The following is a 20,554-nucleotide window of genomic DNA, read 5'->3' as shown; positions in this document are numbered from 1 at the left end:
CACTCTGCCCGATGGCTACACCGACCGGCCACGCTGACCAGTTCAGCGACTGCAACAGGAATGCTCACCATGGAACACACCGCCCCACACCGCCCACTCCATGCCTGGTTGCTCGCCGCACGGCTGCGCACCCTGCCGCTGGCCTGCGCCTCGATCCTGCTGGGTTCGGGCATGGCGGCGCAGGCGGGTGGCTTTCAGGGTGGGGTGCTGCTGCTGTCGCTGCTCACGGCCCTTCTGCTGCAGGTGCTTTCCAACCTGGCCAACGATTATGGCGATGCCCAATCGGGGGTGGACGATGCTAGCCGCACCGGCCCCGTGCGGGCGGTGGCCAGTGGGCTATTGACCCCAGACGCCATGCGCCGGGGCATGCTGCTCACCGGGCTGGCGGCGACCATATCGGGGTTGTCGCTGCTGTTCGTCGCTTTTGGCAGCGACCTGCGCAGCTGGCTGGTATTCGTGCTGCTGGGGGCCGCGTCCTTGCTGGCGGCCATCACTTACACCGTGGGGCTGGGCGGCAAACCGTATGGCTATCGTGGGCTGGGGGATGTGGCGGTGTTCGTGTTTTTTGGGCTGCTGGGCGTGCTGGGAACCCTCTATTTGCATACCCAGAGCCTGAGCGGGCTGGCCCTACTGCCCGCCGCCGTGTGCGGCTTGCTGGCCACCGCCGTGCTCAACGTCAATAACGTGCGCGACATCCACAGCGATGCCCGCCACGGCAAGATGACGCTGGCCGTGAGGCTGGGTAAACGGCGGGCCATTCTCTACCACTGGGCGCTTCTGGGCGCCGCCCTGCTGCTGACACTGGGGTATCTGGTGTGGCTGCCCGTGCCCTGGGTGGGCTGGAGCTGCCTGGTGGTGGCCAAGCCGCTCTACGACGCCGGGCGCACGCTCAGCCGCACAGAGGATGGCGAGCAGCTAACGGGCATGCTCAAGAAAACCGCGCTTTCCACGCTGGTTTACAGCCTGCTGCTCGCGGTGGGGCTAGCGCTTGCCTGACGGCGGCTTGGGGCTTGGGGCTTGGGGCTTGGGGCTTGGGGCCAAGGGCCAAGGGCCTTACAGCACTACCTCATAGCCTTCGAACTTGGGCGGGCCCAGGTAGATGCCTTCCGGCGATTTGGCATTGGCGTGGGCCTTGCGGAAAGCCTCTGACTTGGTCCAGGCGCGGAAGGCCTCTTCGGATTCCCACACACTGTGGGAGATGAACACGGTGTGCTCTTCCTGGCTTTCGCCCTGCAGCATGTGAAACTCCTTGAAGCCCGGCACTTCCTCCAGGTGGGAATCGCGGTTGCGCCACACCTCCAGAAAATCCTCTTCGCGGCCTGGGGCAATCCGAAAACGGTTCATGGCTATGTACATCGAGACTCTCCTGTTGAGCGGGAGTAGATAGAGTGATTACGCCAACGCTGGCTTGATGGTAACGTCTTCCGTTCATCACGAATAGATTACGACGAACAGGCGTTACGGCTCATGGCTCAGGCACCCCTTCAGGTCGTTTGGTTCAAACGCGATTTGCGCATTCACGATCACGCACCGCTGGCCAACGCCGCAGCGGCAGGCCCGGTGCTGCCGCTGTTTGCCATCGAGCCCGACCAGTGGCAAACGCCCGACAGCGCCCTGCGCCACTGGCAGTTTGCCGCCGATTCGCTAGTTGACTTGGCCCAGGCGCTCGACACCCTGGGCCGTAAGCGCTCCACCAACCTTGCAGTTACCCACAAAAAACCCACCCACCGTCAACAGCTTACGCTACCTGACGATGGGCGGGTTTAGTGCGGCTTAGAAGGCTACTAGCTAAGCGCTTCCAACGACTCCTCAATAATACTCAACCCCTCCTCCAGCACCGCAGACGATACCGTCAGCGGCACCAGGATGCGGATGCTGTTGCCGTAGAAACCACAGGACAGCAGGATCAGGCCTTTCTCGCGTGCTTTAGCACATAGCGCGCCCGTCATCTGAGAATCTGGCTTGCCGTCGCTATCAAGCAGTTCAAACGCGGCCATGGCGCCGAGTTGGCGACCGTGGGCGACGGCGGGGAAGCGTTCTTCCCAGACCGCGAAGCGTTCAGCCAGCATGTTGCCCATCTGCTCGCTGCGGGCGAGGATGTTCTCTTCTTCGATGGCTTCGATCACCGCCAGGGCCGCCGCACAGGAGAGCGGGTTGCCGCTGTAGGTGCCGCCCAGGGAGTTGGGGCCGGAGGCGTCCATCACCTTGGCGGTGCCGACCACGGCAGAGAGCGGCATGCCGTTGGCGAGGCTCTTGGCGGTGGTGAGAATGTCCGCTTCGATGCCGCTGTGTTCCAGCGCAAACAGCTTGCCGGTACGGGCGAAGCCGGACTGCACTTCGTCGGCGATCAGCAGAATGCCGTGCTCGTCACATAGCGCTCGCAGGGCTTTCAGGTAGTCCGGTGAGGCGATGTAGAAACCGCCTTCGCCCTGTACCGGCTCGATCACGATGGCCGCCGTGCGGTGCGGGGCGATATCGGTTTTGAACAGCGTGCGAATGGCGTTCAGCGAGGCTTCTTCGCTGATGCCGTGCAGCGGGTTGGGGAACGGGGCGCGGAATACGTCGCCCGGCATGGGGCCGAAGTCGTTCTTGTAGGGCAGCACCTTGCCGGTCATCGCCAGGGTCATCATGGTGCGGCCGTGGAAGGCGCCATCGAAGGTGATGATGCCGGTGCGGCCAGTGGCGGCGCGGGCGATCTTCACGGCGTTTTCCAGCGCTTCGGCGCCGGTGTTCACCAGCATGGCTTTGCGCTCAGGGCCACGCACCGGCGTCAGTTCGCAGAGCTTCTGGCACAGCTGCACGTAGGGCGCGTAGGAGATCACCGCCGCGCTGGTGTGCATGACTTTCTTGAGCTGCGCTTCCACGGCGGCGACGATTTTCGGGTGGCGATGGCCCAGGTTGAGCACACCGATGCCGCCCGCGAAGTCGATCCAGCGGTTGCCGTCGGCGTCCCACAGTTCGGCGTTTTCGGCGCGCTCGGCAAACTGGGTGGTGGGCGTGGCGGCACCGTTGGCCACGAAGCGGTTTTTCAGGTCGTTCAATTCTTGGTTAGTCATCATCGTTCTCTTTACAGGCCGCCTACGCAGACGTATTTCAGTTCGGTAAATTCATCGAGGCCGTGGTGGGAGCCTTCGCGACCCAACCCGGACTCCTTCACGCCGCCAAAGGGCGCCAGCTCGGTGGAGATCAAGCCTTCGTTCACGCCCACCATGCCGTACTCAAGCGCTTCCATGGTGCGCCAGATGCGGCGGTAATCCGTGGCGTAGAAGTAGGCGGCCAGACCAAACGGCGTGTCGTTGGCCATGGCGATGGCTTCTTCGTCCTGCTTGAAGCGGAACACCGGCGCGACTGGGCCAAAGGTCTCTTCGTCGGCCACGGCCATTTGGGTGGTCACATCCGCCAATACCGTGGGGGTGAAGAAGCGCTCGCCCGCCGCGTGGGGCTGGCCGCCGCACAGCAGCCGTGCGCCTTTGTTCACCGCGTCGTCGACGTGGCGCTGCACTTTATCCACGGCGGCTTGGTTGATCAGCGGGCCGATGATGCTGCCTTCTGCCAGGCCGTCACCCACGTTGAGCGCGTTCACACGCTCGGTGAGCTTGGCGACGAAGGCATCGTAAATGCCGTCCTGCACCAGAAAGCGGTTGGTGCATACGCAGGTTTGCCCGGCGTTGCGGAATTTGGAGGCGATGGCTCCGTTCACGGCGGCGTCCACGTCGGCGTCATCGAAGACGATGAACGGGGCGTTACCGCCCAGCTCCATGGCGGTTTTCTTCACCGTGCTGGCGCACTGTGCAAGTAAGTGCTTACCCACCGGGGTAGAGCCGGTGAACGACACTTTGCGCACCCGCGCATCGGTGGTGAGCACTTCGCCCACGGCGGCGGGCTTGGAGGCCGTGACCACGTTGATGGTACCGGCGGGCAGGCCCGCTTCCAGTGCCAGGTAGGCGGCGGCCAGAGCAGTGAGCGGGGTGGCTTCGGCGGGTTTGATGACCACGGTGCAGCCAGCGGCCAGGGCCGGGGCGCATTTGCGGGTAATCATCGCCAGCGGGAAGTTCCACGGGGTAATCGCCGCGACCACGCCGACCGGCTCGCGCAGTACCAGCAGGCGCTTGTCCGCACCGTGGCTGGGCAGGGTTTCCCCCGCCATACGCTTGGCTTCTTCGGCGAAGAATTCGATGAATGAGGCGCCGTAGGTCACTTCGCCTTTGGCTTCCGCCAGCGGCTTGCCCTGCTCTAACGTCATCAGGCGGGCCAGGTCGTCGGCGTGCTCATTGACCAGCTCAAACCAGCGGCGCAGCAGCGCGGAGCGCTGTTTGACCGGGGTGGCGCGCCAGGCGGCACCGGCTTCATAAGCGGCGGCTACGGCGTCGCGGGTGTCGTCGGCGCTCAAGTCCGCCACATGAGCGATAGTCTCGCCGGTGGCGGGGTTGTCCACCGCGAAGGTCTGCTGACCCTTGCGCCACTGCCCGCCCACCAGGGCCGGTACGGCATCGTGCAACCACTGTTCGATAAAGCTCATAGCGTGCTCCTTTAAAGATGTTGGAACGGCTTACAGGTCAGCCATCATGTGTTGGTCGCTGTAGGCGCGGCCATAGGTACGCAGCGCGTGAATGTAAAGGCCCACACCGAGCAAAGACCAGCCCGCGAAGATGCTCCACTCAGCGCCGCTCAGTGCCGCCGGGCTACCGGGCAGGTAGAGGCAGGCCATGCCGAAGGAGAGCACCACGGCCAGGGTGCCGCACAGCTTGCCGTGACGAATGCGGAACGGGCGCTCCATCTCCGGCTCGCGAACCCGCAGCACCACGAAGGAGATGGCCACGAACAGATAGGCAATCACGATGCCCAGGCCACCGGCGTTGACGATCCACACCAGCGCGGGGCGGCCGAAGAACGGGGCGATACAGGAGAGAAAGCCCATCAGGAAGATGGCGTTGGTGGGCGTTTTATAGCGCGGGTGCAGCTTGGCAAACGGTGCAGGCAGCATGCCCGCTTTCGCCAGAGCGTAGATCGCCCGGGAACCGCCGATGTAGAAGGCGTTCCAGCTGGTGATGATGCCCGCAATACCGGCCAATACCATCAGGTTGCTGGCCCAGGGGGCGTTGAACAGGCTGCCCATGGCATCCGGCACGCTCAGGGAGCTGGCGGCCAGTTCGGTGCTGTTCAGGGCCAGGCTGGTGGCCAGAATGATCAGCGCGTACCACACTACCGCCAGGATCACCGACATCATCAGTACCTTGCCGATGGCCTTGTACGGCAGGTTGATCTCTTCGGCGGCCTGGGGAATCACATCGAACCCCACGAACAGGAACGGCACCATGACCAGCACCGCGACGATGCCCGCCACCACGCCGGTATCGGCCTGGGTGAACAGCGGCATCATGTTGATGGTTTCACCTTCGAACAGCGCCCCCGTGACAAACATGACGCCCACCAGCAGAATCATGCCCGTGACGACTTTCTGAATCAGCGCCGCGGTGGTCACGCCGAAGTAGTTGATGATCATCATGGCCAGCGAACCGCCCACGCCCACGGCGACCCAGGTGGCTTTCACTTCCCAGCCAGCGATGGTCCACAGGTGGCCCACGGCGTAGTTGGGGGCCAGATGCTCGATGACCGTAGGCAGCGCCACGGCTTCGAACGCCACCACGCTCAAGTAGCCCAGGATGATGGCCCAGGTGCACAGGAACGAGGGCAAGTGGCCCAGGGCGCGGTAGCTGTAGACGTGCTCGCCGCCCACCCTGGGCATGGCAGAGGCCAGCTCGGCGTAGGTGAGGCCGACCATCACGATCGCCAGACCGCCGACGATAAAGGCTAAAATAGCGCCCAGGCTACCGGCGGATTGAATGGCGGTGCCGGTCAGTACAATCCAGCCCCAGCCGATCATGGCGCCAAAGGCCAGGGCCAACACGTCGCCCCGGGCCAGCACTCGGACGAGCTTGTCCTGTTCAGAAGAGGGAGTCGTCATTATCGTTTTCCTGCACGTTTTTGGAGATTATGGTTGGCGCTCTGGGCGCAGTGTCCTGATTCCGACAAGGGAATAACATCACGCTAGCAGGTGGCTGCCAAACCGCGTAATGGACCACTTTGGCGTTCGACTAGACCACTTTTTGAATGCACCATGGAGGTGCATATTCCGCATAATGCTTTCGTCTAAGAGGCTGATCGTGAGCGGCCTGGCAGAGAAAAAGAGGCAATTTCATGGATCGCGAGCGGGTGTTGCACCAATGCGTACAACTTTATGCACTGCAGCCTGAACGGCTCAGCAAGCAGGTACGAATAGAGCAGGCGCTGCGCCAGGCCATCATTCAGCAGTGGCCTGGCGGGCTGCGGCTGCCTTCGCACCGCGCCCTGGCAGAGGCCTTCGGCGTGGCCCGCCAAACGCTGGCTCTGGCCATGGCCACCCTGCAGGAGGAACGCCTGCTGACCACCGGCCACGGCCAGGGCACCTGGACCTGCAAGCCCAGCGCACCAGCGCACGAGCCCCCGCTGCCGCCTCGGCTTTCGCGTCGCGCTCAGCGCGTCTTGCAGGGGCCTGGGGCCAGCATGATTCAAAGCGGCGCCTTCGTGCCCGGCATTCCCGATATCGCCCAGTTCCCGATGCGCAAGTGGCGCCAGCTCTATGCCAGCGTCACGGTGCCGCAAAACGCCCTGCTGCTCTCCTACTCCACCGGCGGCTACGGGCCGCTGAAGCGGGCCATCCGCGAATTTCTGGCCCGCTGGCGCAATATTCACTGCGATACCGAGCAGATCATCATTACCGACGGCACCCACAACGGCATCGAGCTGTGCGCCGTGGCCCTGGCGGATGTGGGCGATACGGTGGCCATGGAGTCGCCCTGTTACTGGGGGGCGCGCAACGTGTTTACCGCCGCCGGGCTGAACATCGACATGCTGCCGTGGCGGCCGGAACAGGGCCATATGCTGCCTGCTTCCCCCGGCCCCGTGGCGCTGGCTTACCTCACTGGCTCGCATCACTACCCGCTCAGCGTGCCGACCCGCGCAGAGCATAAACGTCAGCTGTGTGAGGCGTTATCGCCTACCTATGTGGTGGAAGACGACTACGAATTTAACCGCGACGATCACCCTAACCTGCTGTTCGATGCCCACTCCGAACGCCATTTGCTGGTAGGCTCGTTCTCCAAGATGATGTTTCCCGGCCTGCGGCTGGGCTATCTTGTGGTGCCGCGCCACTTGGCGGGGCCGATGAACCGCCTGCGCAGCGAGCTGTTTCGCGAGGGCCGTATGCTGGACCAAGCCGTGCTGGCCCAGTTTATTTTTGATGGTGATTTGGATGCCTGGTGTCGGCGCATTCAGCGCGACTATTTAGGCCGCCAGCAGGTGCTGCACGACCAGCTGTGCTCGCTGCCCCAGGTGCGCTCGGTCTCGCCGCCCAGCAGTGCCATCAGCCTGTGCGTGGAGTTCGCGCCGGGCGTTAACGATGTGGCCATCGCGCAATCGCTGTTAAAAGAGCACTTAATCGTGCGGCCGTTAAGCCCGGTGTGTGCGCCAAACGACCCGCGCGCTGGCTTGGTGATGGGGGTGGGTATGCTGTCGGGGGAAACCCTGGCACGCGAAGCGCAGCGCCTGCGCCGCTGCCTGGAGCCGCTGCTGCGCTAAGCGGCCCAGGTACTTTATCCGTCAGTACACTAAACAACACGAAACTAACATGACTTATCCACAAGGACCGTCCTATGCATCGCCCTGTTGATAGCGTTTGGGTCTCTACTTTCTCTGCTGCTTCTACCGCTTCGCTCCGCGGATGGCTGACCGTCGCTACCCTACTGCTGCTCTCTGGGTGCGCGACCTTTGCGCCTAGCCCACCGGAGGATCAGACCAATATCTGCGAGATTTTCCGCGAGCAGCCGAGCTGGTACGACTACGCGCAAGCGTCTGAAGAGAAGTGGGGAACGCCCATCGCCACCCAAATGGCGTTCATTCAGCGGGAATCCTCGTTTCGTAGCCACGTACGCCCAGACCGCAAATACTACCTTGGCTTTATTCCCGGCCCGCGCCCGTCGTCCGCCAAAGGCTACGCCCAAGCTCAAGACCCGGTATGGGGTGAGTACGAAGACCAAGCGGGCAGCCTGTTTGCCCGGCGCACGCACATGAAGCACGCCACCGATTTCATTGGCTGGTATAACGCCCGCACTCGCGCCCAAACGGGCATCTCGCTCAACAATCCTGAACACCTCTATTACGCCTACCACGAGGGCGCAGGCGGCTATCAGCGGGGCACCTATCGCAGCAAACCCCAGGTGCTCAACGCGGGCCGCCAAGTGGCGAGCCTCTCTAACCGCTACCAGGCCCAGCTCAACAGCTGCCAGGCAGAGTTCCAGTGCCGCAAGTTCTATCAGGTGTGGCCGTTCTGTCGTAGCTGAGGGGGTCGTTCATGACACTGTTGATGGGCGTCGCCTTTGTCGGCGTGGTGTTTTTTACCTCCATGCTCTCCGGCGTGTTTGGTATGGCGGGCGGGCTGGTGTTGCTGTGGTTCCTGCTGGTGATATTCCCCGCCAGTACTGCCATGGCCGTGCATGGGGTGATTCAGTTAACGGCTAATGCCTCTCGGGCATGGCTTTCGCGGCGCTTTATCGTGTGGCGCATTGTGGCACTGATGGCGCTGGGAGTACTCAGCGCGGCAGGGCTTCTGCTGCTGTTTAACTACACGCCCAATGCGGCCACCGTTTCCTTATTGATCGGGCTGCTGCCGATTTTGGTCTGGACGCCCAGGCACTGGTTCCAGCTAGACGCTCATCGCGCCAGCCACGCGTTTTGCTGCGGCATCGCCTCTGGCGGCCTCACGATTGCCGCCGGGGTCTCCGGCCCGCTGATCGATATCTTCTTCGTGCGCTCGCAGATGGACCGCCGCCAAGTCGTGGCCACCAAAGCCATGATTCAAGTGGTCGCCCACTCCATCAAAATCCTCTTCTACTTGGGTGCCGCCCTTGCGCTCAGCGCTGGCGAGTGGGCCATGGTGCTACTGGCCGCCCCTTTTGCCATGCTAGGTACGCAAACCGGCACGCGGATTCTGCACCGCCTGACCGACGCCAACTTCCGCACCTGGACCCGCTGGATCGTGACCGGCATTGGGGTGTTCTACTTCCTGCAGGGGGTGTATCTGTTAACCCGTTAACCGTTGAGGGCCTTCGCGGCACGCTTTAGATGGCGACCTATACTGACCTTACCTAACGCTGGAGGTCGCCATGGATTACCACCACTACCGCGAAGCCCTTGCCACATCGCTTACCCAAAGCGAGCTACCCTTTGCCCCCGCTGAGTATCAAGCGCGCCTTGAGAAGGTGCGCCACGCCATGGCCCAGCGCGGGCTAGACGCGCTGCTGCTCACCGACCCCGCTGATATCAATTATTTGACCGGTTATCACACCTTTGAGGTGTCGGTGCATGCCTGCTTGGTCTGCACGCTAGACAAGCTCGTTCTCCAAGTGGCCTCGATTGAAACGGGTGCCGCGGTGGTGACCGCCCGTGTTGACGAGATTATTGGCTACCGGTGGGAAAACTTGGATGAAATCATCGCCCCGCTGGCCGACCTGTTATCCCCCTGCCCGCGCATTGGCATCGACGGCTGGAGCAGCGGGCTGCGAGTGGGCGTGATGGACGCCCTGGCCCAGGCGGTGGGTAAAGAGCGCTTTTTTGAAGCGAGCGACCTGCTCGATGCCATCAAAATCGTTAAAAGCAGCGCCGAGCTTGAGATGCTAAAAGAGAGCGCCCGCATCACCGCCGTTGGCTTAGAGACGGCGCTGGCCGCCATTCAACCTGGCATGACCGATAACGACATTGCCGCCATTGGCGCTAAAGCGCTACTCGAAAACGGCAGCGAGTTTATGAACTTACAGCCTATCGTCACCAGCGGGCACCGCATTGGGGTGATTCACGTTAACCATAAACGCCGCGTCATTCAGGTCAACGAGCCAGTGTTTTTAGAGTTCGGTGCAGCGTATCAACGCTACACCGCACCGATGATGCGCACCGCCGTAACCGGCACCCCGAACGCCGCTCTCACCGCCACCCAAGACCTCTGCCGCTCGATATTTGAAACCCTCTGCGAGGCCATGCGCTCTGGTCACTCTTTTGATGCCGCCGCCCAGGCCGCTGATGCCCTGCTGGCCCCTCAACGCGACCAGCTGTTTTTCTCCGGGGTGTTTGGCTACGCCGTGGGCGCGCAGTTTCCGCCGAGTTGGGTAGAAGGCACGGGCTACATTGCCAAAGGCCAAACGCGCACCTTTGAAACCAACATGGTGTTTCATTTACCGCTATGCCTGCGGGTACCCGGCCAGTGGGGCGTTGGCTTAAGCGATACCGTGGTGGTCACCGAGCAGGGTGCTAAGCCGCTCACCAACAACGATTGGCAGCTTTATCAGGCCCGTGATGATGGCCTGAGATAATAGCCTGAGATTGACACCGCGATTGAGGGAGGCTATCTTCACCAGAAATGAAAATGAGAAACACTCTCTTTTTAGCCAACATCTTGGTCGATAAAGAGCCGTTGAGGTGAAGGAACGTCCCATGACCAGTGAACAGCGCCAGCTTCGTCAAACCCTGCTGTTTTTACGCACATCGTTTGAAGCCGTTCAGCATTCGATTGCCGGACGGCTAGAAGACCCGCTGCCCTGCTGGCTAGACACCAGCATGCTCTCCATGCTCTCCCGAGAGCTGACCCGCTGCTGCCAGCAGGCCAAGCCGCTGTTCGCGCCTGAGGTTATAGAGCAGCTCTTTATCGCCTCCCAACAGTGCGACCTGCTGCTCAAACAGTGCCCCGGCGTACTCAGTAGTTCCGTTTGCCACCGCCAGCTCAGCGCGATCATGCTGCCGCTCACCAGCGCCATTAGCCAAATCGATACGCCGGTTAAGCGTCGCTGGCCTTGGCAACGGCACTGAACAAACGTTATTTACCCTCTAACCCCGCCTCATTTCCTCGGCGGGGTTTTGTTTTGCGCGTCCGCCCCCATTAATTAGGGCATAGCATCGTTGTTGGCGCTCACTAGTAAACTGGTCTATTCTGTTTGCCGCGATGATACCCACTGCTGCAAAGGAGTTTTGCCCTATGGCGTACGAGACGCTGTTTACCCCCACCACGCTAGGTAGCTTGACCATTCCTAACCGCGTCATCATGGCGCCGCTGACCCGTTCGCGCACGCCGGATAGCGTGCCGGGTAAAATGCAGGAAGCCTATTACGGCCAGCGCGCCGGTGCGGGCCTGATCATCAGCGAAGCCACTAACATCTCTCCCACTGCCCGTGGCTATGTGTACACGCCCGGCATCTGGACCGATGAGCAGGAAGCGGGCTGGAAAGGCGTCGTGAATGCGGTTCACGCCAAAGGTGGCCGTATTGCCCTGCAGCTGTGGCATGTGGGCCGCGTTTCCCATGAGATGGTGCAGCCCAACGGCCAGCAGCCGGTAGCCCCCAGCGCGCTGAAAGGGGAAGGCGCTCAGTGCTTTGTTGAATTTGAAGACGGCACCGCTGGTCAGCACCCCACCAGCACGCCCCGTGCGCTGGAGACCGACGAGATTCCCGGTATCGTGGAGGATTACCGTCAGGCGGCCATTCGCGCCAAGCGGGCAGGGTTCGACATGGTCGAAGTCCATGCTGCCAACGCTTACCTGTTGAACCAGTTCCTGGCCACCGGCACCAACCAGCGCACCGACCAGTACGGCGGTTCGCTGGAAAACCGTGCCCGCTTCCCGCTGGAAGTGGTCGATGCGGTCGTGGAAGTGTTTGGTGCTGAGCGTGTCGGCATCCGTATGACGCCGTTCATCGAGCTGTTCGGCTTGACCGACGACGAGCCGGAAGCCATGGCGTTCTATATGGCCGAAGAGCTTTCCAAGCGCGGCCTGGCCTACCTGCACCTGAACGAGCCCAACTGGGCAGGTGGCGATATCACTTTTCCCGATGGTTTCCGCGAGCAGATGCGCGAGCGCTTCAGCGGCAGCCTGATCTACTGCGGCAACTACGACGCCGAGCGTGCCGAAGCGCGCATCAAGGAAAACACCGCCGATGCCGTGGCCTTTGGCCGCCCCTACATCGCCAACCCCGATTTGCCGGAACGCTTCCGTGTGAACGCCCCGCTCACCGAGCCGAACCATGAAACGTTCTATGGCGGCGATGAGAAGGGCTACACCGATTATCCTTTCCTGAATAACGGTTACGACCGTATCGGCTAAACGTTTCAGGCCAACACGTGTTCAGGGTTTCCCCACTTAGGGGAACCCTGAAGCATGAAAAGCATCACTCAGGTGGTGCTTTTTTATGCCTTGAACGCATGAAACGCTGTTAATCTGTTGATTCTATCGTTTTAACGCGATATCCCTACTGCTGGATAGGTCGCTCATGTTCGGCTCTTTGCTGGCGCTGCTCGTCTCGCTACTGCTGGTGGGAGCCGCCGCCATGACGGGGGCACGCTTTCGCCCCCGACGGCTGGCGGGTCTACATGACCGAAGATGCGCCTCTGCGCGGTGCCAGCCTGGCCGTCTACGGCGCTCAATGCTTCCATCTGGCGGTTGAATAGCGCCTAGGCGTTAACGGACAACAGGGATTCACTCCATGGATATGACTTCTCTTCCCGTACTGCTGGCTTTCGCCTCCTTGTTACTGGGCGTGGTGGCCGCGTTGATCTTCATCTACGTCGTCATGCCCAAGCGGCGGCGTGCCAGGGAAAAGGCCGTAGAGCCCACCCCCGCCGTGGCCAAGGACACCACGCCCCCGCCCGCTGAAGAGCCTCCGCCGCCTTCAACCAAACGAACCGGCAAGGTAAAACAGCATTCGCTGTTCGTCATCTTCAATCAGCCGGATGCCTCGACCGATGCCCGACTGACCGAGTGGCTGAGGGAAAAAGGCGCCCATTACGATGCCATCAAGAAAGTCTTTCTGATCGACGGCCAGCAGCCCTCCAACCCCGTCACCGTGGCGAACGCCTTTCCGCCGGGGGAAATGCCCGACCTGCTGAGGGGCGAAACCCACGAGCCGATCCGTGGGGTGAGCCTGCTGGTGAAGCCGCCGCTGCATAAACGTCGCAATCAGCAGATGCACGTGTATGTAGAGCTCGCCAAGGAGATGAACGAGACCTTCAGCGGCGACATGCTGGACGCTGACCGAGAACCGGCCAGCGAATCCACCTACGCGCAGATCATCGGCTGACTCAGATCACGCCCTGGCTGCGCAGGTAGTCGTCGTAGCTGCCGCTGAAATCGACGATGCCCTCCGGCTGCATGTCGATAATGCGGGTGGCGAGGCTGGAGACGAACTCGCGGTCGTGGCTGACGAACAGCAGCGTGCCAGGATAGTTCTCCAGCGCCAGGTTGAGCGCCTCGATGGACTCCATATCCAGGTGGTTGGTGGGTTCGTCCATCAGCAGCACGTTGGGATTGGTGAGCGTTAACTTACCGAACAGCATCCGCCCCTGCTCGCCGCCGGAAATCACCTTCACCGATTTGCCGATATCGTCGCTGGAAAACAGCATGCGGCCCAGCGCGCCGCGCACCACCTGCTCGCCCCCTTTGGTCCACTGGCTCATCCACTCGAACAGGGTGGCGTCATTGGCGAAGTCGTCGGCATGGTCCTGGGCGAAGATGCCCAGCTCGGCGGCGTCAGTCCACTTCACTTCGCCAGCATCGGGGCGCAGGTCACCGGCCAGGGTTTTCAGCAGAGTGGTTTTACCAATGCCGTTAGGGCCGATAATGGCAATCCGCTCGCCCGCTTCCACGGTCATGGAAAAACGCTTGAACAGCGGCTCGCCGTCGTAGCCTTTGGTAATGGCATCGACGTTTACCGCGTTGCGGTGAATCTTCTTGTTCTGGTCGAAACGAATGAACGGACTGACGCGGCTGGAGGGTTTGATGTCTTCCAGCTTGATCTTGTCGATCTGACGCGCCCGGGAGGTGGCCTGCTTGGCCTTGGAGGCGTTCGCCGAGAAGCGGCTGACGAACTGCTGAAGCTCGGCAATTTGCGCTTTTTTCTTGGCGTTGTCGGCATACTGACGCTCACGCGCAGCGGTGGCCGCCGTCATGTAGTCGTCGTAGTTACCGGGGAACAGGGTAATTTCGCCGTAATCCAGGTCGGCCATGTGGGTGCAGACGCTGTTCAGGAAGTGGCGGTCGTGGGAAATGATCACCATGGTGCTGCTGCGCGCTTTCAGAATATCTTCCAGCCAGCGGATGGTGTTGATGTCCAGGTGGTTGGTGGGCTCGTCGAGCAGCAGTACGTCCGGGTCGGAGAACAGTGCCTGGGCCAGCAGCACGCGCAGCTTCCAGCCGGGAGCGACTTCGCTCATGGGGCCGGTGTGCTGCTCGATGGGAATGCCCAGGCCCAGCAGCAGCTCGCCCGCGCGGGACTCGGCGGTGTAGCCATCCAGCTCGGCATACTGCACTTCCAGGTCGGCCACGGCCATGCCGTCTTCTTCGCTCATCTCGGCCAGCGAGTAGATCCGCTCACGCTCGGCGGCCACTTTCCATAGCTCGGCGTTGCCCATGATAACGGTGTCGATCACCCGCTCGTTTTCGTAGGCAAACTGGTCCTGACGCAGCTTGCCCAGCCGCGTGCTGCTGTCCAGCATCACCTGGCCAGACGAGGGCTCCAGCTCGCCACCGAGAATTTTCATGAAGGTGGACTTACCGCAGCCGTTGGCGCCAATCAAACCGTAGCGATGGCCGTTATTGAACTTGACGGAAACATTTTCGAACAGGGGCTTGGCCCCAAACTGCATGGTGATGTTGGCGGTGGCGATCAAGATAGAGACCCTGGTTGGCGACATAGCCCTGATGGAGGAGCGACATGCGTGCAAAAGCAAGCGATTCTACGCGCCTTTGGGCGGCGTTACATCTCCCCTCAAGGCTTCTGCTCACCGTCTTTTACCGTCTGCGCGGGCATTTCCAGTAGAAAGCGTTCGCCATCAAGTGCTTGGCGAAGTCGCGTGGCCAGAATATCGACAATCGCAGGATGCTCGCCCACCAGCGCCGTCGGCCGCACCCGCAGGCCTGGGTGGCGCTGTTCGGCGGCGGCGCAAATCTCGGCGATGTCACCGCCTTCACCGGCATGACGGCCTGGCGAGAGAAACAGCATCGCCAGCACTACGTGGCCGCTGCTGAATTCGGGAGTATCCAGCAGGCGCTCCAATAGCGGCTCGTTAAAGCGGTACTCGTCGCCGTCACGTCGCTCCATAGAGGCTGCCGCCACGCAGCGCACGTCGTCGCCCAACAGCACGCTCAATTGCCCCGCTAAGCGGTTACGCACAGCGGTAACGTCGGGGATGGGGCTGCCGTGGTCCACCAACGCGACCTTGGCAGCACCTTGTTCAGACAGCTGCGCACGTACGTTATCGGCCAACAGCTGTGCCAAGCGCAGGTCGTTATTCCCCAGTTCATCCACCAGCGGCTGAGCAACCCGCACCGACACGTTAAGGAAGCGTGCCTGCAACGCGGCCATTCGCTCCGGCAAATACCCCGTTAGCGCTTTACTGGGGCCGAAGAAAAACGGCAGCACGATAATCTCGGTGGCGCCTGCCTCGGCGCTGCGTTCGGCGGCGGGGCCTAACGTAATGGCGGGAATGCCGTCGACCTCTTCAGCGGGGATTTTATTGGAGTGCAACAGCGAGGCCGCCTGAACAGTCTCCCCTAGCGTCTCGCTCAACGCTGCCGCCACGCGGCGCAGGCTGTGGGTCGCCTGAGGCCGCAGAGAGCCGTTATCGACCAGAAAAATAGCGCGCATCGCGTTCATCCTTTTCAATCGGAGCGTCATAGAGCACTACGTCTGGCTGGTAAATCAATCGTATAACCCGGATGATGAACCACCGTTAACGCCATGCGCGTGCAGCCACTTTGGTCACAAATGTAGATCGCTTATGTTGCTTGATACCACGACGTTAAACCAGCAAAGAAACTTCTTCGACGGCCATGCGGATATCTGGCTTTTTGGCTACGGTTCGCTGATCTGGAAAGCCGATTTTGACTATTTAGAGCGCCGGCCTGCAGCGATTACCGGCTGGGCGCGGCGCTTCTGGCAGGGCTCCCACGACCACCGCGGCACGCCGGACGTGCCGGGGCGAGTGGCGACGCTGATTCGTGCCGAAGGCGCGGTATGTCACGGCATGGCCTACCGCATTACCCCAGAGGTGCTCGCACCGTTGGATGTGCGGGAGAAAAACGGCTACCTGCGGGAAAAAGTCACGCTGACGTTTTTGGATGAGGCGGGCAACCCTGACGCCGACCAAGCGCCTAGCGAGGGGCTGATTTATCTGGCCAGCGAGGACAACCCAGCGTTTTTAGGCGATGCCCCGCTGGCCGATATCGCTCAGCAAATTGCCCAGGCCCATGGCCCCAGCGGCCCCAACAGCGCTTACTTGCTGAACCTAGCCCAAGCGCTGCGCGAGTTGGGCACCGAAGATGCACATATTTTTGCCTTGGAGGAGCACCTGCAGCGCTACCGATAGGCGGGCTACATCATCAGCCACGACAGGATGAACAGGCCGATCAGCGTGCGGAAAATGCCGCCAATAATGGAGCCACGCAAAAACGCACGCAGCCCGCCCCACAGTACCAGCAGGCCAATCAGCAGAATCGCCAGGCTCAAGAACGAGTCATTGATTCCCAGCGAGCGCGTCAGCCCGCCGATAAAATCGTCGAAGGCACCGAAAAAGTTGGTGAAGATACCCAGCAAGAACTCGACCACGATGCGGATCGCATCGCCAATCGCCTCGCCAATGCCCTCAAAAAATCCGTTTGCCTGCATGCGCTTTTTCCATTGCTCGAAGGGATTCGCTATTGTCAGCGAAAACGCGGTGGCTGGCAAAGCAGCTGCTGCTCATGTTTCCACCTTCCGCCTATTCCCTTTTTAGCACCGTCGCGTTACAACGTCAGTATGCCATCGCGGGAGAGACTGGTGCCTGCCACCAGCGCCGAAGGAGCAACGACCCCGGAAACTCTCAGGCCAACGGACCGCGACGGCCATCCATGACGTTCCGAAGAGCGGTTGATGACTGCGTCACTCAGCCCACCGAAGGAGCAAGCGCCATTCCAGCGGCGTGAATCTCTCAGGTTCCATGACGGAAGGGGTACGCCCGGCCAATAGGCTGCCGGGGGTATCGCCCGACGCTCATACAATCTGTGGAGAGACTCATGCAACGCATTGCCATCATTGGCGGTGGGATCACTGGCATCACCAGTGCCTACGCCCTCGTAAAGCGCGGTTTCGACGTCACCGTCTTCGAAAAGCATCGCTACGCCGCCATGGAAACCTCGTTTGCCAACGGCGGGCAGCTGTCTGCCTCCAACGCAGAGGTGTGGAACCACTGGCCCACGGTCATCAAGGGCCTGCGCTGGATGCTCAAGAACGACGCCCCGCTGCTGGTGAACCCGCGCCCAAGCTGGCACAAGCTGAGCTGGTTTGCAGAATTCATCGCCGCCATTCCCCGCTATGCCGACAACACCACCGAAACGACCCGCCTGGCCATCGCCGCCCGAGAACACCTGTTCCAGTGGGCCCGTGACGAGCAGATCGATTTCGACGTGAAGCAGAAAGGCATCCTGCACATCTACCGCGACAAGGCAGGCTATGAGCATGCCGCCAGGGTATCGCAGCTATTGCACCAGGGCGGGCTCGAACGCCGCGCGGTGACCTCGGATGAAATGCGCGCCATCGAACCCACACTGGCCGGCAGCTACTACGGCGGTTTCTTTACCGAAAGTGACGCCACGGGGGATATTCACAAGTACACCAATGGGCTGGCGAAAGCCGCTGCGAAACGCGGCGTGCGCCTGAACTACGGCCATCAGGTGACCGACCTGAGCGCCGATGAAAACAGCGCCTGGGTCAAGGCGGTGGTCGATGGCGAGGAGATGCGGCAAAGCTTCGACAGCGTGGTGGTGTGCGCCGGGGTCGGCAGCCGGGCGGTGGCCGCCAAGCTGGGTGATCGCGTCAATATCTACCCGGTGAAGGGCTACTCGATCACCGTGCAGCTGGACGACGAAGCCTCGCAACAGGCCGCCCCCACCGTGAGCCTGCTGGATGACGAAACCAAGCTGGTGACCAGCCGCCTGGGCAACGACCGCTTCCGCGTGGCGGGCACCGCAGAGTTCAACGGCGCCAATCGCGACATTCGCAACGACCGCATTCAGCCGCTGGTGCGCTGGGTGGAGCAGTGCTTTCCCGGTGTCAGCACCCAGCGGGTCGTACCCTGGGCTGGCCTGCGTCCGATGATGCCGAACATGCTGCCCAAAGTGGGCCCGGGCCGCTTGCCGACGGTGTTCTACAACACGGGCCACGGCCACCTGGGCTGGACACTCTCGGCCATCACCGCCGAGTTGCTGGCGGATGCGGTGGATACCACCGTGGCCACACCGCTGGCGGCCTCGCGGTAAGGCTGGCACCTGCGCTCCCTGCCGGGCGCCGATCAGGCGCCTGGCAGGCTACGCCCTCTTGAGCTGCTGCACCGACGCCACCAGGTCATTGAAGCGCTCCCCCTGAATCATCACATGGTCGCGCAGCAGGGTTTCCGCCTGCTGGGCCTCTCCCGCCGCTATCGCCGCCACAATGGCGTCGTGCTCGGCAAACGAGCTTTCCAGACGCATGCGCACCTGTAGCTGCATTCTGCGATAAGGCTGCAGGGCCGCATGCAGCCGCGCGGCCTCCTGAGCCAAGAACTGGTTATGACTGGCTTCGTAGATGCGCTGGTGAAACAGGCTGTTCTCGTAGTAATAACCATTGCTGTCGCCTGCCTCCACCTTGGCCTGACAGGCTCGGTGAACGTCCTGCAGCAGCGCCAGCTCGTCGGCGGTGATGCGCCGCGCCGCCAACCGGCCGCACAGCCCCTCCAACTGGGCCATCACCTCGAACCGCTCTACCAGCTCTGAAATGCTCAGCTCGGTGACGAAAGTGCCGCGCTTGGCGACCACCTGCACCATGCCCGACATGGCCAGCTGCTGAATGGCTTCCCGAATGGGCGTTCTGGAACATTGATACTCCAGCGCGAGCGCATCAGGGTCCAGGCGGTCGCCCGGAAGAAAGCGCCCTTCCACGATGGCGTCTTCCAGTAGATCGCGCAGTCGATGTGCCTGTGACACCTTAGCCATAAGTCGCCTCTGTTTCCCTTGACTGAAATATTTTAAAAGTCTATTTGTTATATATAACAAATCGCATCGAAACATCCTTGCAGCCACAATCTCATAATAATCATGCGCGGAGCCAGATGTATGCAGATGAACATGACGTTTCTACAGGGCTTGCTCACGAACATCAGTGAACGCACCCGCACCAAATACCGCTCGGTGACCTCCTACTCGCCCGAGGTGCACCTCAAGGGGCTGTTCGACGCTTGTGAAAAGCTGATGCTGCCAGGTGGCGAAGCCACGCAAATACTGACCGCTCAAGCAGCCCTTAGCCACTATAGCCAATTGACCGAGCAGGAACAGGACGCGTTTTTCTCGCTGCTGGCCAATGCCTACTCGGCTGACCCCGAACAGATCCACGCGGCCTACCAAGTGTACCGCGAGCGCCAGGACAACGAAGCCCTGGCGCGGCTTTTCAGCGCCTGCGAGCCCCGGCGGCAAGACCTGCTGCGCCGCCTTAACCTCTGCCCGGGAGGCACCTACGAGCTGGTCAAGATGCGCGCCAACCTGCTGAAACAGCTCAGCGCCTCACCCTCCTTTGCGGCCCTGGATGCCGACTTTTCGCATCTTTTCAATTCGTGGTTCAACCGCGGCTTTCTGGTGCTGGAGAGCATCGACTGGAACACCCCGGCGGCCGTGCTGGAAAAACTGATCCGTTACGAGGCCGTGCATGAGATCAGCGACTGGACCGCGCTGCGCCGCCGCCTGGACCCGGAAGACCGCCGCTGCTACGCCTTTTTCCACCCTGCCACGGGCGATGAGCCGCTGATTTTCGTGGAAGTCGCGCTGTGCAAGGGCATTCCCGACAACGTCCAGGCCATTCTGGAGAACGAAGAAGAGCTGCCGCTGGCCGACGCCGACACCGCCGTGTTCTACAGCATCAGCAACTGTCAGGCGGGGCTCAAGGGCGTCTCCTTCGGCAACTTCCTGATCAAGCAGGTCGTGCAGGAGCTGAGCCGTGAACTGCCCCAGTTGAAGAACTTCGTCACCCTTTCCCCGGTGCCCGGCTTTGCGGAGTGGCTGGCCACCCAGCGCCGCTCGGGGGCGGTCACGCTGCCCGAAGCGCTGGAACAGCAGCTGGAAGAAGGCACGCTGGCACAGCACGATACGCCTTCCGCGAACCAGAAAGCGCTGCTGCGCCTGGTGGCTTACTACCTCACCGAGGTCAAACACAAGAGCGGCCAGCCGCTCAACCCGGTGGCCCGCTTCCACCTGGGGAATGGCGCCAGCCTGCACCGCCTCAACTGGCCCGCCGACACGTCCCCCAAAGGGTGGCAGCAGGCCCATGGGGTGATGGTCAATTACCTCTACCAGCTCAATCGCATCGAGCAGAACCACGAAGCCTTCAGCCAACAGCAGAGCGTGGTATGCACCAGCGACATTCGCCGCCTGGCAAGCCAGGCACAGCACTACATGACCGTCGAGGCCTAGGCATGCCCCTGA

The 20,554-nt window shown here is 61.6% G+C and carries 20 protein-coding genes and 2 riboswitches; of the genes, 12 read left to right on the top strand and 8 right to left on the bottom strand.

The annotated features are described in order from the left end of the window. Positions 1–69 precede the first annotated feature (69 nt). Positions 70–996 carry a 1,4-dihydroxy-2-naphthoate octaprenyltransferase gene (menA, locus tag RVM27_RS10705; RefSeq protein WP_054645397.1) on the top strand — a complete coding sequence of 309 codons (927 nt, stop codon included), beginning with the start codon at positions 70–72 and terminating at the stop codon, positions 994–996. A 57-nt stretch (positions 997–1,053) separates the two neighbouring features. Here menA and hmuQ read toward each other — a convergent pair whose 3' ends face one another. Further along, positions 1,054–1,356: a heme-degrading protein HmuQ gene (gene hmuQ, locus RVM27_RS10700; protein ID WP_016915196.1), complete on the bottom strand. Its 303-nt coding sequence runs from the start codon at positions 1,354–1,356 to the stop codon at positions 1,054–1,056. Positions 1,357–1,467: 111 nt separating this feature from the next. On the opposite strand from hmuQ, the gene RVM27_RS10695 reads away from it, so the two are divergent. Then, positions 1,468–1,767 (top strand): deoxyribodipyrimidine photo-lyase, encoded by a 300-nt coding sequence (locus RVM27_RS10695; protein WP_054641729.1) that lies wholly within the window; start codon positions 1,468–1,470, stop codon positions 1,765–1,767. A gap of 17 nt (positions 1,768–1,784) precedes the next feature. Here RVM27_RS10695 and gabT read toward each other — a convergent pair whose 3' ends face one another. Genes gabT through RVM27_RS10680 form a run of 3 tightly spaced genes read right to left on the bottom strand, consistent with a single transcriptional unit; the run spans position 1,785 to position 5,965 of the window. Next, positions 1,785–3,056 (bottom strand): 4-aminobutyrate--2-oxoglutarate transaminase, encoded by a 1,272-nt coding sequence (gene gabT / locus RVM27_RS10690; protein WP_287148018.1) that lies wholly within the window; start codon positions 3,054–3,056, stop codon positions 1,785–1,787. An 11-nt stretch (positions 3,057–3,067) separates the two neighbouring features. Further along, complete coding sequence (locus RVM27_RS10685) at positions 3,068–4,519, bottom strand: NAD-dependent succinate-semialdehyde dehydrogenase (protein WP_498956546.1); 1,452 nt, start codon at positions 4,517–4,519, stop codon at positions 3,068–3,070. Between the two features lie 30 nt (positions 4,520–4,549). Beyond that, positions 4,550–5,965 (bottom strand): APC family permease, encoded by a 1,416-nt coding sequence (locus tag RVM27_RS10680; RefSeq protein ID WP_227407176.1) that lies wholly within the window; start codon positions 5,963–5,965, stop codon positions 4,550–4,552. 233 nt (positions 5,966–6,198) lie between these two features. On the opposite strand from RVM27_RS10680, the gene RVM27_RS10675 reads away from it, so the two are divergent. The 7 genes from RVM27_RS10675 (at position 6,199) to RVM27_RS10645 (ending at position 13,151) form a co-directional block, all read left to right on the top strand. Then, the gene (locus tag RVM27_RS10675) at positions 6,199–7,617 is read left to right on the top strand and encodes an aminotransferase-like domain-containing protein (protein WP_287148020.1); all 1,419 of its coding nucleotides are present in this window, start codon (positions 6,199–6,201) and stop codon (positions 7,615–7,617) included. Between the two features lie 74 nt (positions 7,618–7,691). After that, the gene (locus RVM27_RS10670; RefSeq protein WP_287148021.1) at positions 7,692–8,378 is read left to right on the top strand and encodes a transglycosylase SLT domain-containing protein; all 687 of its coding nucleotides are present in this window, start codon (positions 7,692–7,694) and stop codon (positions 8,376–8,378) included. Positions 8,379–8,389: 11 nt separating this feature from the next. After that, on the top strand, positions 8,390–9,130 hold the full coding sequence (locus RVM27_RS10665; protein ID WP_287148023.1) for a TSUP family transporter: 741 nt from the start codon (positions 8,390–8,392) through the stop codon (positions 9,128–9,130). A 70-nt stretch (positions 9,131–9,200) separates the two neighbouring features. Beyond that, positions 9,201–10,400, top strand: coding sequence for a M24 family metallopeptidase (locus RVM27_RS10660; protein ID WP_287148024.1), 1,200 nt, complete (start codon positions 9,201–9,203; stop codon positions 10,398–10,400). 121 nt (positions 10,401–10,521) lie between these two features. Then, entirely contained in the window at positions 10,522–10,893 is a 372-nt protein-coding gene (locus tag RVM27_RS10655; RefSeq protein WP_498956545.1) for a hypothetical protein, read from the top strand. A gap of 166 nt (positions 10,894–11,059) precedes the next feature. After that, positions 11,060–12,178: an alkene reductase gene (locus RVM27_RS10650; RefSeq protein WP_287808802.1), complete on the top strand. Its 1,119-nt coding sequence runs from the start codon at positions 11,060–11,062 to the stop codon at positions 12,176–12,178. A gap of 379 nt (positions 12,179–12,557) precedes the next feature. Then, positions 12,558–13,151 carry a cell division protein ZipA C-terminal FtsZ-binding domain-containing protein gene (locus RVM27_RS10645; protein ID WP_498274664.1) on the top strand — a complete coding sequence of 198 codons (594 nt, stop codon included), beginning with the start codon at positions 12,558–12,560 and terminating at the stop codon, positions 13,149–13,151. Between the two features lies 1 nt (position 13,152). On the opposite strand, the gene RVM27_RS10640 is transcribed toward RVM27_RS10645, so the two are convergent. Further along, positions 13,153–14,739, bottom strand: a complete 1,587-nt coding sequence (locus RVM27_RS10640; protein ID WP_498956544.1) for an ABC-F family ATPase — start codon at positions 14,737–14,739, stop codon at positions 13,153–13,155. Between the two features lie 98 nt (positions 14,740–14,837). Continuing rightward, positions 14,838–15,716: a sirohydrochlorin chelatase gene (locus tag RVM27_RS10635; RefSeq protein ID WP_498956543.1), complete on the bottom strand. Its 879-nt coding sequence runs from the start codon at positions 15,714–15,716 to the stop codon at positions 14,838–14,840. A gap of 133 nt (positions 15,717–15,849) precedes the next feature. Here RVM27_RS10635 and RVM27_RS10630 point away from each other — a divergent pair, with 133 nt between their 5' ends. Then, entirely contained in the window at positions 15,850–16,437 is a 588-nt protein-coding gene (locus RVM27_RS10630) for a gamma-glutamylcyclotransferase (RefSeq protein WP_287806951.1), read from the top strand. 5 nt (positions 16,438–16,442) lie between these two features. On the opposite strand, the gene RVM27_RS10625 is transcribed toward RVM27_RS10630, so the two are convergent. After that, positions 16,443–16,736, bottom strand: a complete 294-nt coding sequence (locus tag RVM27_RS10625; protein ID WP_016915216.1) for a hypothetical protein — start codon at positions 16,734–16,736, stop codon at positions 16,443–16,445. A 128-nt stretch (positions 16,737–16,864) separates the two neighbouring features. Then, positions 16,865–16,955: riboswitch (glycine riboswitch) on the top strand. Further along, positions 16,956–17,063: riboswitch (glycine riboswitch) on the top strand. A 59-nt stretch (positions 17,064–17,122) separates the two neighbouring features. On the opposite strand from RVM27_RS10625, the gene RVM27_RS10620 reads away from it, so the two are divergent. Beyond that, on the top strand, positions 17,123–18,364 hold the full coding sequence (locus RVM27_RS10620; protein ID WP_498956542.1) for a D-amino acid dehydrogenase: 1,242 nt from the start codon (positions 17,123–17,125) through the stop codon (positions 18,362–18,364). A 48-nt stretch (positions 18,365–18,412) separates the two neighbouring features. On the opposite strand, the gene RVM27_RS10615 is transcribed toward RVM27_RS10620, so the two are convergent. Then, a complete protein-coding gene (locus tag RVM27_RS10615; protein WP_096921976.1) occupies positions 18,413–19,075 on the bottom strand; it encodes a GntR family transcriptional regulator in 663 nt (220 codons plus the stop codon). Positions 19,076–19,207: 132 nt separating this feature from the next. On the opposite strand from RVM27_RS10615, the gene RVM27_RS10610 reads away from it, so the two are divergent. Then, complete coding sequence (locus tag RVM27_RS10610; RefSeq protein ID WP_498956541.1) at positions 19,208–20,542, top strand: malonyl-CoA decarboxylase; 1,335 nt, start codon at positions 19,208–19,210, stop codon at positions 20,540–20,542. Positions 20,543–20,554 lie beyond the last annotated feature (12 nt).

This window comes from Halomonas sp. KM007 (assembly GCF_050709225.1).
Taxonomy (GTDB): Bacteria; Pseudomonadota; Gammaproteobacteria; order Pseudomonadales; family Halomonadaceae; genus Vreelandella; species Vreelandella hamiltonii.
The sequence above is the reverse complement of the archived record's forward strand: the minus strand, read 5'-3'. Positions and strand labels throughout refer to the sequence as shown.

Coding starts and splice junctions, on each gene's coding strand:
- RVM27_RS10610 (WP_498956541.1), top strand. CDS start 19,208: ATGACGTTTCTACAGGGCTTGCTCACGAACATCAGTGAACGCACCCGC.
- RVM27_RS10695 (WP_054641729.1), top strand. CDS start 1,468: ATGGCTCAGGCACCCCTTCAGGTCGTTTGGTTCAAACGCGATTTGCGC.
- RVM27_RS10655 (WP_498956545.1), top strand. CDS start 10,522: ATGACCAGTGAACAGCGCCAGCTTCGTCAAACCCTGCTGTTTTTACGC.
- RVM27_RS10620 (WP_498956542.1), top strand. CDS start 17,123: ATGCAACGCATTGCCATCATTGGCGGTGGGATCACTGGCATCACCAGT.
- RVM27_RS10685 (WP_498956546.1), bottom strand. CDS start 4,519: ATGAGCTTTATCGAACAGTGGTTGCACGATGCCGTACCGGCCCTGGTG.
- gabT (WP_287148018.1), bottom strand. CDS start 3,056: ATGACTAACCAAGAATTGAACGACCTGAAAAACCGCTTCGTGGCCAAC.
- RVM27_RS10615 (WP_096921976.1), bottom strand. CDS start 19,075: ATGGCTAAGGTGTCACAGGCACATCGACTGCGCGATCTACTGGAAGAC.
- RVM27_RS10630 (WP_287806951.1), top strand. CDS start 15,850: ATGTTGCTTGATACCACGACGTTAAACCAGCAAAGAAACTTCTTCGAC.
- RVM27_RS10635 (WP_498956543.1), bottom strand. CDS start 15,716: ATGCGCGCTATTTTTCTGGTCGATAACGGCTCTCTGCGGCCTCAGGCG.
- RVM27_RS10675 (WP_287148020.1), top strand. CDS start 6,199: ATGGATCGCGAGCGGGTGTTGCACCAATGCGTACAACTTTATGCACTG.
- RVM27_RS10645 (WP_498274664.1), top strand. CDS start 12,558: ATGGATATGACTTCTCTTCCCGTACTGCTGGCTTTCGCCTCCTTGTTA.
- RVM27_RS10660 (WP_287148024.1), top strand. CDS start 9,201: ATGGATTACCACCACTACCGCGAAGCCCTTGCCACATCGCTTACCCAA.
- RVM27_RS10670 (WP_287148021.1), top strand. CDS start 7,692: ATGCATCGCCCTGTTGATAGCGTTTGGGTCTCTACTTTCTCTGCTGCT.
- menA (WP_054645397.1), top strand. CDS start 70: ATGGAACACACCGCCCCACACCGCCCACTCCATGCCTGGTTGCTCGCC.
- RVM27_RS10665 (WP_287148023.1), top strand. CDS start 8,390: ATGACACTGTTGATGGGCGTCGCCTTTGTCGGCGTGGTGTTTTTTACC.
- hmuQ (WP_016915196.1), bottom strand. CDS start 1,356: ATGTACATAGCCATGAACCGTTTTCGGATTGCCCCAGGCCGCGAAGAG.
- RVM27_RS10625 (WP_016915216.1), bottom strand. CDS start 16,736: ATGCAGGCAAACGGATTTTTTGAGGGCATTGGCGAGGCGATTGGCGAT.
- RVM27_RS10680 (WP_227407176.1), bottom strand. CDS start 5,965: ATGACGACTCCCTCTTCTGAACAGGACAAGCTCGTCCGAGTGCTGGCC.
- RVM27_RS10650 (WP_287808802.1), top strand. CDS start 11,060: ATGGCGTACGAGACGCTGTTTACCCCCACCACGCTAGGTAGCTTGACC.